This window comes from Methanoregula sp. PtaB.Bin085 (assembly GCF_002067035.1).
Lineage (GTDB): Archaea > Halobacteriota > Methanomicrobia > Methanomicrobiales > Methanospirillaceae > Methanoregula.
In genome coordinates this window covers 43,504-55,597 of the sequence record NZ_MVQB01000014.1, presented here as the reverse complement: position 1 = coordinate 55,597, position 12,094 = coordinate 43,504, and the positions used below count along the sequence as shown (strand labels likewise).

Sequence of the window (12,094 nt, the reverse complement as noted above, 5' to 3'; positions counted from 1 at the left end):
ACACTTCTGACATGATCATGAGGGTTGAGACCGCCATACCCCCAATTAAGATGAACGGCCGCCGCCCCCGCGGGGGCGCTCTCGCGGCGGCTTTCAATTACCATTTTTCCGGAACCCGCTCTGGCCCCGCCGTGCCGCGGAGCGGCCCTGATGCGGGGTGCCATCATAATTACCCGACATTCTGGAAATTACCATCGTTTGGGCGGAAACAATCATTCATACCCGTTTCTGCAAAGAAAAAAAATTACCCGGTCCGGGTGACCTGCAGGCCCTTGTTGTCCACTTTCGTGACAATGGCTATCTTCAGGCCAACCGGTTTCAGGATTTTTTCGATGGTTTTCTGATCCTTGTCGGTGATGACGGCAATTGACGGGCCGACCGAGCTCATGCCGACAAACTCGAGTTTTGCCTCGCGGAGGCTGCTCATATAGTGGTAGATCCTGAAGCTGTGGTGCTCGACTTCCGCACGCTTCGATCCCCGGAACTCGATCTCCCAGATGATGTCGCCGATTTTCTTCAGGTCGCCGCGCTCGAGTGCCGGGATAAGGTCCATGAGGAACATGTATGCCTTCAGTTCACGGTCCATGTAATCCAGGTTCCTGGCCTTGTTCATCAGCAGGTCGAACTCCTGCGTCCCCGCGGAAGAGATATCGGACGAGGGGATGACGATATAGACCTTCTTTCCCTCGGCAAAGGCATGGTGGTACGCGAGTGAAAGCTCGTCGCCCATGACCGCCATGCCGCCGTAGGTGCTGACTGCCGGGCCGACACCCGTCTCGAACCCGAACGCGATGTTGCCGTCCGCGGACTCCTCAACATAGTTGCGGCCGATGAGATGCCGGAGCTGGGTGTTGGTAAGCGGTGAGCCGACCGCCTGGTTCAGCGCGGTTGCCACCGCGATCATGACCGTGCTCGTGGAGCCAAGACCTACATGACGGTGCTTGTGGTCGGTTACCTTTATTGTAAACCCGCCCGTGTACCCGACCGCTTTTTTGAAGACCGCAACGAAGTTCTCAACGATCTTTGCCCGTTCGTAATCGATCGTGGTCTCTTTTTTCGTGCAGCTGACTTCGGCCGTGCAGTAGATCTGAATAGCAAATCCGACACCACCGCCACCGGCATGGTCCGGGGCAAAGCGGTTCATGTCGAGCACGGTAAGGTGGATCCGTGCAGGCGCCCTGACCCGGATAGTGCCTTTTACCGGTTTCAGGGCATACTTCTTCTTCTCAAGACCCAGCGTCTTGAGGTTCTTTCCCGGGGGGAAGGTCAGGAACTCGTACTCAACGAGGTCGAGATCGCCCCCGCGTATCATCATCTTCGCCATAGGTAACAGTCCTGTTGGGAGCGTCCATATGTTAAGGTTTATTATTCACGCGTGATGCGGCAGGGAACGTCATTAGTAAATCTTTCAATAAAACAAAATGATGATGGGGGCTGATGCCCCCATACCCCCATTTTGATACGTGCCGCCGCCCCCGCGGGGGCGCTCCCGCGGCGGCCTCCAAATATTGTTTTCCCGGACCTGCTTTTGCCCCGCCGTGCCGCGGAGCGGCCCTGAAGCGGGGAGGGCTCATAATTCGAGCATTAACAACTGGAAAACCGATTGACATTAGAACAGAAACCACTATTTTGAATAAATCCAAAAAAACCTATTGCTTCCTGTGAACTATTTTGCTTCATGGCACAAGCCCGATGAGATGGCAAGCGTCTGTGACCTTATCATACCGTAATCAGACATTTTTTCTGTTTTTCTTAAGAGAAAAAAGGTTAATGCGAACTCGGCCGGTCGAAGAAGATGTTCTTCCCTGTTGCTGAGAGCGGGATGGCGTAGGCTACCGTGCACGATTTGCCAAAAAGCCCGAGGCTGAGCGCGGCAACGCCGCCGGAGTACATGATCCGGTTGTCCACGTTGTGGATCTGTGCGGTCTTGACTGCCGAACCGACCGCGATCCCGAGGTCGGCCATGCGCAATACGCAGTTGGGGCCGGCGAACGGCGTCTTCGCGCCCGGCTTTTTCTTTGCTGCTTTCGTGTAGTCTGCGCAGGTCGCATACCCGCAGCCGCCGCAGCTTATGCCCGCGACCTCGCGGCCACGGCAGCCGATGATCACGCAGCCGTCCGAGGCCGCGATGTTCTTTGCGTCCCTGTGGAAAAATCCGAGGTCCAGCTCGTCGCCCAGTTTGTCGAGCCGCGCTGCAAGTTTCTTCACGTCTTTCTTCGCAAGCACAACAATCTCGAGTGTGTCCACGCCCTTACCCTTAGGCGCGGTCCGGGCCGCGAGCGCCATGAGGTCCGCAACCGCTGCAACTCCTTTCTCTTCCGGTGTCATGAGGGAGTGTTGGGGGAGGGGGAGGATAAAGGTGATGAGGGCGGTTTGTTCACGCAAGAGCATCCTGGGACTGAATGTGTAATGATTGCCCGGAATACCTTCTGATCATATAAAGAGGGGGTCGGGCCGGTACATCCTGCCCTGGCAAGATCCCACCTGCAAGCGTTTTTCTTAGAAAAAAAAACAGCCGCAGATCGTCAATCCAATGCCTGATTAGCCTGTATCAACTGTCCATTTCGCACGCTCATCGCATGCATCAGGCCCGGCCCAAAACCATTCTGCCCCTGCCCGACCCCCCACGATTGCGCATGGAGATTGTCGGGTTTTTCCGGAAAATTACGGCGGTGTCACGCACATTTTTTCCGGATGATACGAAAGGGGGGTCGGGCAGGGGCAGATTTGGCCGGGAGTGCACTGGATGTAACATCCGGATAGTTTTTTTATGACAATTGCCCCCATACCCCCATTGTGATACATGCCGCCGCCCCCGCGGGGGCGCTCCCGCGGCAGCCTTCAATTACCGGTTTTCCCTGACCTGCTCTAGCCCCGCCGTGCTTCGAAGAGGCCCTGAGGCGGGGAGCCATCATAAAAAAATCCCCCATCCTGAAATTTTCATCGTTTGGGGTGAACAAAGTCAGTTTATTAAAAAATTTAAAAAAAACCCGGCCCGGAAGATCCGCGGTCACACCCGGAACGCCACGCCCGTGAACTCGGCAACCGGCCGGTCGCCTTCGTGCACCATCACGCGGTACGTGTCGCAGGAGCCGTTGTCTGAAACGCGCCGGGCTTCCGCAACGAGTTTTCCTTTTGCCGGCGCGATGTAATGGATGGTCACCGAGACCGCGACGCGGTGCGTGCCGCAGCAGTTTGCGGCAATGCCGAACGCCTGGTCGGCAAGCGAGAAGATGGCGCCGCCATGGGCAACGCCGCCGGGGTTCATCTTGCCGGCGCAGTCCATGACGACCTTCGAGTAGCCGTCCGATGCTTCGAGGATCTCCATCTTCAGGAGCCGGGCGAACTCGCTCTCGTTGAAGAGCCGCACCTGTTCCCTGACTGCGTCCGAATCTGGTTTTGTGTGGCTGCTGGTCATACGGTAACTGACGATGGATTCATGCCCGGCTACTTGTATTTCTTCTGCGTGTAGGAGTATTTCGCGCTCTCGCCGCCTTCGGACACGATGTGCATCCACTCGTAGATCGACTGGACAGTGCCGAACTTCTGGTAGCGCCGCATCGAGAACCCGACCTTGAGACGGTTATCGAAGTAGATGCGGCCGTAATCCTTGAGCCGCATGGAGACTTCGAGGTCGTCGCCCGCATCGATGCAGCGGTACATGCCGGCTTTGACAAACGCGTCCTTCCGGAACGCGGTGTTGCACCCGAGCGTGTAGTAGAACGTCCGGCTGTAATACCCGAGCCGGGAGAAGGTGTTTGCCATGACAAGCGAGATCTGGTTGCCGATGCCTTCCTCGATGGGATACACCGGGCCGTACACCTGCGCAATGCCGGGGTCTTTGAAATCCTCCGCGATCCGCTTGATCCAGTGCGGCGGGAGGATGCAGTCGGCATCGGTTGTTGCAATGATATCCCCCTTTGCCGCCATCACGCCGTCGTTGCGTGCCCCGCCGACCTTCCGGCTGGTCTGGGTGAAGACCTGGTCGGCATATTTCTTCGCGATCTCGCACGTGGCGTCCTTCGAGCCGCCGTCCACAACGATGATCTCGTACTCGCTGCGCGGCACGGTCTGATGCGTAAGCGAGACCAGGCACTGGGCGATGTTCTCTTCTTCATTGAAGGTGGGGATGACAACCGAAATCATTCAGAAGGGTCTCCGTACAGAAACGTTGGGCAGGATTGCCCATAAACATGATGCCGGGGATTATTCACGCGGGTATCGTGCGACGAAGTCAATGACGCTGCGGATGCAGGCGTCCATGTTCAGGTACTCGAACTGCGCGAACCGGCCCACGAGCGGGATCTCCTTCGATGCGCAGAACTCCCGGACCGTTGCAATGTTCTTCTGGTACGCGAGGTCGTAGACAACGTACGCGAACGGCTGGCGCTGCACGGACGTGAAGACGACCTGGTTCCGGGTGCAGATCTGCATCTTCTCCAGCATCCCGATGACCTCTTCCGTTGCCTCGGCATCCGTCATCGTGCTGATCTCGTCGCCTGGCTGGTGGGTGATCTCCGCGAGGATCGCGCTGCAGCCGTCCGGCGCCGTGTGCCGGCTGAAGCTGGACGGGAACGAGAGGCGATTGGTCTTCCCGAGGTTCCGGTCGGGAATGTACATCCACGAAACCGGTGGGATCGTGCCCCGGATGCCGATGTTGACGCAGATGAGAGAGTTGTAGACTAAAGAATTGCAGGCCTTTGTCACCTTTGCCGGAACCTTTTCAAGGCAGGGAAGCAGGTGCTGGATCGGTATCGTACAGATGACCCGGTCAGTGGTCACTGTCTCCGTCCCGTTGCTGATCTCCCACAGGGACCCGATTTTTTTCAGCGAGGTTACCCGGAAGCCGGTCCGGATGAACGGGAGGACCGGCCGGGCGATCGCGGCAACGAGCGCCTCGATCCCGCCGTCCAGCGGGTACGAAAAGACAGCCTGGTGCGTGTACCCTTCGGTCTCGATGCCGATGGCCGACTTTATGATATCCTCCACCGGCGGCCGGGGAATGCGGCCGTTGACCCAGTGCAGGGACATTTTCTCCGTGGGGTATTTCCAGATCTTCTCGTTGTACGGCACCATGTAGCACTCGGCGATCCCGGGGCCGAACGTGTAATAGATCCATTCGCGGAAATTCTTTGGCGGCCGGATCTTACCCGTCTCAACAGCGATGAGAGTGTTGATGAACCCGTTGATGCAGGCGAACCGGTCGTCGGGAGGGAGTTCGTACAGCCCATTCTCGAACGGGTACTTCACGTGCTTTCCCATGTAGAAGATCTTGGTGTTGCGGTCATTGCGCTGTTCGTTCCCCGCAATCATCCGGCGCATGAACCCGAGAACCTCGGTATCCTTCGAAAAAATGATGTGGGAGCCGCCGGTATCAAAGGTGAACCCGTTCTCCTGCCGGGAACGGCAGAGCCCGCCTATCACCGGTTCCGCTTCGAGAACGACGACCTTCTCGCCACGCTCGTGAAGGAGGCGGGCAAGGGTCACTCCTGTGAGACCTCCGCCAAGGATCGCTGTTGTCACGCAGGAACTATGGGAACTTTGTGGATAAATGCCTGATTATCCGCGGCCGGGAGGTTATACCGGAGAACAGGGCACGACCTGGAAAGGCGTTCTCCTTTGTTCCGGAGGCCTTGTACGAATAGTGATATAACCTGCAGGAATCCCGTGCTGTCACAGTATCGGTTCCCAGACGGGGATCAGATATATACATTGAGTATTTCCTTTCCGGACCCGTCCATGTACAGGGCGGTGGCAACGACATGGTCCTTCCCAATAAACCGACCGGTAATGGAAACAGTGCTTCCGGTCTGGAGTGGTGTGGTATTGCCGCGTTTTCCCAGGGAATGTATGTAGGAAGTCCCCTCGGAATCCGTAACCACGACAATCAGCTGGTTTACCTTTGCCGCATCATCGCCCCCCTGGTATGTCACACGGATTATTCCAGAGGCCGGCTGCATCGCAGTTGCCGATACAAGTCTGGTATGATGGCTGCCCTTTGATACCCCGAATCCTGCACCGAATGCCAGGGCTCCCATGCTCCCGAGCAGGACGAAAATAATGAACAGGAGAACGATAAGATGCGGATTGGAGAATGTATCCCGGATACCCGGGAAGGCCGGGGGTTCATGAGGAGGGACCTCCGTGATCCGGATTGGCTGGTACGATGAGAGCGCGTTGGATACACCGCGGGGTTTTTCCTGTTTTTCATCAGTTCAAGGACAGCTTCCCTTGCCTTTTTTATCATGTCGTCATCAGTGTGGTACAGCAAGGCCTGGTCGAACGAATGGAGAGCCTGATCATAATTCCCGGTCTGCATACAGACCAGGCCGCGATTGTACCATGCCTCACCACAAGACTGGTTGTACATGATTGCCCGGTCGAATGCAGCAAGGGCGTTGTCATATTCCTTGTTTTCAACATGGACGAGGCCCTGTGAGAACCAGTCCGCCGATCCTTCCACGATAAACTAAAATCTATTTTAAGATATATGCGTTTCCAAATGTTTCCCGGTAACGTGAATAAAAAAGATACGGGTTTATGTTGCCGGTTTTGTACATTTCTTGTTGTAGCAGACCTGGCCGGACGGACATTTCTTTCCGCATGATCCGCAGTTGTTCGCGTCGTTCTTGAGATAAATCTCGCAGCCGTTGGAAAAGGACTTGTCGCAATCGGCATAATCCGTCTTGCAGCCCGAGAGCGTACACTCCCCGCCGGAGCATAGGGATCCTTTCGCATTGGGAAGCAGGGTCTTGCATTCAGCACCACAGGCCCCGCAGTTGTCGATATCGGTGTCAAGGTCAACGCAGAGATCATTGCACAGCGTTGTCCCGTTACCGGCACATGCCGGCCCGCAGCGGCCATCCATGCAGATTTCCCCGGCCTTGCATACCCTGCCACAGACCCCGCAGTTCTTCTTATCCGTAAAGACATCAACGCAGGCATTGCCGCAGGCGGTTTCCCGGCCCGAGCAGACCAGGTCCACCACCAGCGTTGCCGGGGGACTGGTTGTCGCAGCGGCTGTCGCGGTCGGGACAGGAACGCACTGCCCGTTCTGGCAGGTCTGGCCGTAGATGCAGGAATGTTCGCAGGATCCGCAGTTTGCCGCATCGATCAGGAGGTTCCTGCAGCTGCCGCTGCAGGAAGTCTGGCCGGACGGACAGGACCCCTGTGTGCCGGCAGCGGTCGTGGATGCGTTGCCGGATTTCAGCGATGTCACCGTTGTCTTCGGGAGCACGGTCCCGCTGAACTTCCCGTTGATGCAGGTTTCGCCGAAGGGGACGGAAAAACCGCAGCCCCCGCAGTTGTTCAGGTCTGTCCTGAGATCAACGCACGAGCCACTGCAATGGGACAGGCCTTCGGAGCATCTGCCATCGACCGGCGGGATCCCGGTGCTCTTCTGCTGTGAACCGGTATCGGAAGAGTCTGTCGAGGTGTTCTTTGCGCCGCCCGGGATGGTGAAACCCGAAGAACCGAAGAACCATATGGCCCCGATCACGAGCAGGATAAGTACAATCCCCCCGGCAAGAAGCGGCAGGGGTATCGTCGGCAGCTTCAGCGGGGGTTTATGCGGGGCATGAGCCGGTGCCTTCCGGGCCTCGTGTTCCCGCAATGAATGGTGGGGTGCGCCACGTGCCGGGGAGGAATCCACCGGTCCTGGCGGACCGAGCTGAAAAGACGGCAGCGCTGTGCCGCAGGATCTGCAGAATTCATCTCCGCTGGCATACCCATTTCCGCATTCAGGACATACTGGCAAAATCTTCACGCTCCCTGTTACCCGGCATACGTCGGGATAACCGTTGTTACCGGTGCGCTGCATACGCTCCGGTTGCATTCAAGCCCGAAGGAACAGATGTTCCCGCAGGTGCCGCAGTTCTCAGTATCGGTTGACAGGTTATGGCACCCGTCAAAACAGCTTATCTCTCCGGAATTGCATTCATTGCGGCAGTGTCCCGTCAGGCACATCTGCCCCGGGAAGCAGGTGACGCCGCAATCGCCGCAGTTCTCGCGATCGTTCATGATGTCCGTGCAGTTGGCACCGCATACCCGGCGGTCGGACGGGCAGGTGATAGTTTTTGTCGGGGGCGGGCTTGTGGCCGGTAAAGAGGGTTCGAATGAAACAGGAACCGGGGTATCATCAGGAGGTGGAACCGTTATTGTCGTTTCAGGAGGAAGGTGCATCGTCAGTGCCGGTACCGGCGTTGCTGAAGGAGTGGCTTCCGGAGCAGGCGAAGGCAGGATCTTCACGGTACCAGTTGCGTGGAGAAGGGCAAGGGCGGCAATGATTGTGATGATGACAAGGATCGCTGCCGCAAGGATTTTTATTCCCCCGGGTTTTTTTGGAGACATTGCTGATGGTGCCGGCAGCGGTGCGATCGGGGTTTGCCCGGTTGCCGGCACAAGGGGCGCACCGCAGGCCGTGCAGAATTTAACCGAATCATCATTGATACTGGAACAACGGGGACATTGCTGCGCCATGGTCATTTTCCGTTAATCTCCATTTTTCCTCGATCTTATATAAAAAACCCGGTCGGGTAATACGCGAAGATGCACGGCTGGTGATGGAGACAGGAAAAAAGTTATTTCCGGATATACCAGCCGGTCATTGTCTCATCAAGAATTTTATCCGGTGTCTTCTTTGTCATCATGCTCACGATAATCATGGCAAGCACCGAGAGGACAAACGCATAGAACGAGAAGTGCATGGGCATGGCAAAGATTTTGATCTTGAAGTAACTGAGGCCGCCGAAGAACAGCGCCGATACAAGACCAAGTGCCATGGATGCGATAGCTCCCTCGCGGGTAGCACCCCTCCAGTAGAGCCCGGCGAGGAGCGGAACGGCAAAGGTCGAGAACATGATCCCGATGCCCGCCCAGATAAGCCAGACGAGCATGTCGGGGGGATTGATTGCCATGAGGAGTGTTATTGCAGCTGCAGCGAAGACAGAGATCCGGCTGACCATCAGGACCCTGTCTTCCGGTGCATCAGGCCTGAGGATTTTCTTGTAAATATCCCATGAAAAATAGGTCCCGATGGTGAGCATCAGCCGGTCGGTTGTTGACATGACAGCCGCAAGGACAATCACGCCAAGGATACCCCATATGAAGATATTCGGCATCGCGTATTCAATCGCAACGACAAATATGTAATCCGAAGCGTTCTTCACGTCAGGCATGACAATGAGACCCTCCTTGACCATCGACATGCCTGCAAATCCTGCAAATTTCAGCAGGAACATCACAACCCCGTAGATAACAAAGGCGATAAGGGGTGCCCATTTAAAGTACCTGACGTCTTTTGCGGCCAGAACGTTGTTGATAACGTGCGGTGCGCAGGCGAGGCCGATGGTGAGGAGAAGGATGAACGAGACGATATACTCCGGGATAAAGACGCTTCCCGGGGCAGTCATCCATGGGTCAACGTTGACAGGATTGGCCGCAGCCATTACTTCGTTGACATGGGTGAATCCCCCGGCTGCCATGATGACGATGGGGGCCATGATGACAACACCCGCGATCAGCATGATGCCCTGGACGAGCGTTGTCCACGAGACCGCGTAGAGCCCTCCGATAACCGTATAGATGGTGACAATAGCAGCTCCGAGCAGGAGCGCCCAGAGATGCGGCAGGTCAAAGAGCCACATCAGGATGATGCTGACTGCGGTGTACTGGCCGGCAAGATAGATCATGGAGACGACAATCCCCGAGAGCGCACTCAGGCCCCTCAGGGTCGTGTTGCTCTCGTACCGGTGGGCAAGGTAATCCTGCACGGTAATATACCCGGCCTTTTTTGCGATCATGTGCATCTTGTAGCCAAAGAAGATGATACAGAACGCGATGGAGAGCGGGACGGCAAGCTGCTCCCAGATGGTCGGCCAGGCAAACTTGAACCCGAGGCCGGACACGCCAAGGAGGGACATGCCTGAGCAGACTGAGCCGATCATGAGGAGTGTGAAGACCCAGAATCCAAGGGATCGGCCTGCAACGACATAATCCTCCATGTTCTGGATCTTCTTCGATGCATAGACTCCGATTCCAATCATGGCAAGGAAATACAGGCCGACAAGGATGATCTCGATAATTTCAGCCATGGATATCCTCCGTAAAGGTCAGAGCCCAGTACAGCAATGCGACAACAATGGCAAGAAACGCTCCCCCGACGAGAGCAATGGTGATAAACGGCAATCCGAACATTCTATCGTCTAGATTTGCACCATGCTAACATATAACACAATCGAAATGCACCGGCATACGTGCACCGGTATAAAAATCCAGAAATATCGCCATCGTTCAACACCACCTCTCTTTCGGCATGTCCTAAAAAAGGTAAAAATATGTTTAATAGCATCCCGTGTCAACCTATAGCACAGGTCACGGGAATCTTCCTGTGTGAAAGAGAGATGCTCGTCCTTCAGGGTGTTACCAAACAGATTGGCGGCCTGACTGCTGTCAGCAACGTTGACCTGGCGATCAAGACGGACGAGATTGTGGGCCTCGTTGGGCCGAACGGTGCCGGCAAGACAACGCTCCTCAACATCATTTCCGGGATCCTCCCCCCCACGGCCGGCCGCGTCACGTTCCTGGGGGAAGACATCACCGGACTGAAAGCAGACAGGATCTGCCACCGGGGGATTGCCAAGACATTCCAGATTGCAAAATCCTTCCCGGACCTGAGCGCAGAACAGTGCGTCATGATCGGGCTGCTCTTTGGCAACAAGCATGCCCCGGGAATGCACGAAGCAAAAAAGGAATCTGCGATAATCCTTGACGAAGTCAATTTTCCGATGGAAAAGGCGGGGACCCTGATCCGCAACCTCAATGTCGTGGAACTCAAGCGCCTGCAGCTGGCACGGGCGCTTGCCTGCCATCCGAAGCTCCTTCTTCTCGATGAGCTCACGACCGGGCTGAACCCGAAAGAGAGCAAGGAGGCAGTCGGGCTCATTAAGCAGATCCGAGACCGGGGCACATCGATCCTCATCATCGAGCACGTGATGAGTGTCATCATGGGTGTCTCGGATCGGATCATTGTCCTTGACCATGGCGAGAAGATCGCGGACGGCCGGCCCTACGAGGTCGTGAACAACCAGCGGGTCATCGATACCTATCTCGGTGACATTGACGCATTCTAGAACGGGGGAGAGGAGTGCCATGCTGAAAATCGACGGGCTTAATGTTTTCCATGCGAACCTGCAGGTTGTGTGGGATCTCTCGTTCCACGTCAACAAGGGCGAGCTGGTCACCATGATCGGGCCGAACGGCGCCGGCAAGACCACGACGGTCGAAACGATCGTGGGGCTCAACCGCAATGCAACGGGATCTATCCTCTTCGATGGCGAGAGTATCCTTGGCAATTCTCCGTTCACCCTCTTCCGGAAAGGGCTCGCGCTCGTTCCCGAGAAGCGGGAGATATTCCCGGCAATGCCCGTTATCGAGAATCTCCTTCTTGGCGGGACCGCAAACCCGGACCAGAAGAAATCCCTGGACCGTATCTTCCGGCTGTTCCCGGTGCTGAAGGAACGCGAACAGCAGCACGCCGGCACGCTCTCCGGTGGCGAGCAGCAGATGCTTGCCATCGGGCGGGCCCTCATGTCCGAACCCCGGCTGCTCATCCTCGACGAGCCATCCACCGGCCTCTCCCCCCTCCTCACGGGGCAGGTCTTCCGTGCGCTCGAGCAGCTGGGCCGGGAAGGCATGACAATCCTGCTGCTGGAACAGAATGTGAGGAACGCCCTTGCCATGTGCAACCGGGGCTACGTTCTGGAGAACGGCCGGATCGTGCAGGAAGGTAAGTCGAAGGAGCTCCTGCACGACCCGCGGATCCAGAAGGCGTACCTGGGGTTCTGAAATGGTCTTTTAAACGATTACGGATTTTTTTCCTTCGATAATCTGGTATCTGTTCTTTGATGTTTGATAGAGGCTGATGCCCTCATACCCCTATTATGATGGGTGCCACCGCCCCGAAGGGCGCCCCGTGGCGGCTTTCAATTACCGTTTCTGCAAAAAGGGAATTTTCACTCAGGTACATACGGGGAGGTTGCTCACTGTTTTCCCGGACCCGGTAATCTGCCCAGCGAGGGCCCGACGAGGCGCCAGA

General features: G+C 56.4%; 12 protein-coding genes. 2 read left to right on the top strand and 10 right to left on the bottom strand.

The features are described 5' to 3' along the window. Positions 1–244: 244 nt before the first annotated feature. The 10 genes from A4E33_RS02490 to A4E33_RS02445 form a co-directional block, all read right to left on the bottom strand. The gene (locus tag A4E33_RS02490; protein WP_292346080.1) at positions 245–1,324 is read right to left on the bottom strand and encodes a GHMP kinase; all 1,080 of its coding nucleotides are present in this window, start codon (positions 1,322–1,324) and stop codon (positions 245–247) included. Positions 1,325–1,767: 443 nt separating this feature from the next. Further along, positions 1,768–2,328 carry a ferredoxin domain-containing protein gene (locus A4E33_RS02485; RefSeq protein ID WP_292346078.1) on the bottom strand — a complete coding sequence of 187 codons (561 nt, stop codon included), beginning with the start codon at positions 2,326–2,328 and terminating at the stop codon, positions 1,768–1,770. Between the two features lie 682 nt (positions 2,329–3,010). Continuing rightward, positions 3,011–3,418: a PaaI family thioesterase gene (locus tag A4E33_RS02480; RefSeq protein WP_292346077.1), complete on the bottom strand. Its 408-nt coding sequence runs from the start codon at positions 3,416–3,418 to the stop codon at positions 3,011–3,013. A 29-nt stretch (positions 3,419–3,447) separates the two neighbouring features. Continuing rightward, positions 3,448–4,146 (bottom strand): glycosyltransferase family 2 protein, encoded by a 699-nt coding sequence (locus tag A4E33_RS02475; protein ID WP_292346076.1) that lies wholly within the window; start codon positions 4,144–4,146, stop codon positions 3,448–3,450. Between the two features lie 60 nt (positions 4,147–4,206). Next, positions 4,207–5,523, bottom strand: a complete 1,317-nt coding sequence (locus tag A4E33_RS02470; protein ID WP_292346074.1) for an NAD(P)/FAD-dependent oxidoreductase — start codon at positions 5,521–5,523, stop codon at positions 4,207–4,209. A 176-nt stretch (positions 5,524–5,699) separates the two neighbouring features. Next, entirely contained in the window at positions 5,700–6,038 is a 339-nt protein-coding gene (locus A4E33_RS02465) for a hypothetical protein (protein ID WP_292346073.1), read from the bottom strand. Beyond that, positions 5,939–6,463, bottom strand: coding sequence for a tetratricopeptide repeat protein (locus A4E33_RS14690; RefSeq protein ID WP_363053645.1), 525 nt, complete (start codon positions 6,461–6,463; stop codon positions 5,939–5,941). The genes A4E33_RS02465 and A4E33_RS14690 overlap by 100 nt, the downstream gene beginning before the upstream one ends. 75 nt (positions 6,464–6,538) lie before the next feature. Beyond that, positions 6,539–7,651 carry a hypothetical protein gene (locus A4E33_RS02455; RefSeq protein WP_292346069.1) on the bottom strand — a complete coding sequence of 371 codons (1,113 nt, stop codon included), beginning with the start codon at positions 7,649–7,651 and terminating at the stop codon, positions 6,539–6,541. Between the two features lie 122 nt (positions 7,652–7,773). Next, positions 7,774–8,478 (bottom strand): zinc-ribbon domain-containing protein, encoded by a 705-nt coding sequence (locus A4E33_RS02450; protein ID WP_292346067.1) that lies wholly within the window; start codon positions 8,476–8,478, stop codon positions 7,774–7,776. Positions 8,479–8,579: 101 nt separating this feature from the next. Beyond that, positions 8,580–10,091 carry a sodium:solute symporter gene (locus A4E33_RS02445; RefSeq protein ID WP_292346066.1) on the bottom strand — a complete coding sequence of 504 codons (1,512 nt, stop codon included), beginning with the start codon at positions 10,089–10,091 and terminating at the stop codon, positions 8,580–8,582. Positions 10,092–10,334: 243 nt separating this feature from the next. Between A4E33_RS02445 and A4E33_RS02440 the strand changes: the two genes are divergently transcribed. Both A4E33_RS02440 and A4E33_RS02435 read left to right on the top strand, forming a co-directional pair. Further along, complete coding sequence (locus A4E33_RS02440) at positions 10,335–11,129, top strand: ABC transporter ATP-binding protein (protein WP_292346065.1); 795 nt, start codon at positions 10,335–10,337, stop codon at positions 11,127–11,129. A gap of 19 nt (positions 11,130–11,148) precedes the next feature. Further along, positions 11,149–11,844 (top strand): ABC transporter ATP-binding protein, encoded by a 696-nt coding sequence (locus tag A4E33_RS02435; protein WP_292346063.1) that lies wholly within the window; start codon positions 11,149–11,151, stop codon positions 11,842–11,844. Positions 11,845–12,094: the final 250 nt, after the last annotated feature.

Bases quoted from the DNA above. Each gene is read 5' to 3' on its own strand.
- A4E33_RS02465 (WP_292346073.1), bottom strand. From the start codon at position 6,038: ATGGGAGCCCTGGCATTCGGTGCAGGATTCGGGGTATCAAAGGGCAGC.
- A4E33_RS02435 (WP_292346063.1), top strand. From the start codon at position 11,149: ATGCTGAAAATCGACGGGCTTAATGTTTTCCATGCGAACCTGCAGGTT.
- A4E33_RS02440 (WP_292346065.1), top strand. From the start codon at position 10,335: ATGTTTAATAGCATCCCGTGTCAACCTATAGCACAGGTCACGGGAATC.
- A4E33_RS02480 (WP_292346077.1), bottom strand. From the start codon at position 3,418: ATGACCAGCAGCCACACAAAACCAGATTCGGACGCAGTCAGGGAACAG.
- A4E33_RS02475 (WP_292346076.1), bottom strand. From the start codon at position 4,146: ATGATTTCGGTTGTCATCCCCACCTTCAATGAAGAAGAGAACATCGCC.
- A4E33_RS02490 (WP_292346080.1), bottom strand. From the start codon at position 1,324: ATGGCGAAGATGATGATACGCGGGGGCGATCTCGACCTCGTTGAGTAC.
- A4E33_RS02485 (WP_292346078.1), bottom strand. From the start codon at position 2,328: ATGACACCGGAAGAGAAAGGAGTTGCAGCGGTTGCGGACCTCATGGCG.
- A4E33_RS02445 (WP_292346066.1), bottom strand. From the start codon at position 10,091: ATGGCTGAAATTATCGAGATCATCCTTGTCGGCCTGTATTTCCTTGCC.
- A4E33_RS02450 (WP_292346067.1), bottom strand. From the start codon at position 8,478: ATGGCGCAGCAATGTCCCCGTTGTTCCAGTATCAATGATGATTCGGTT.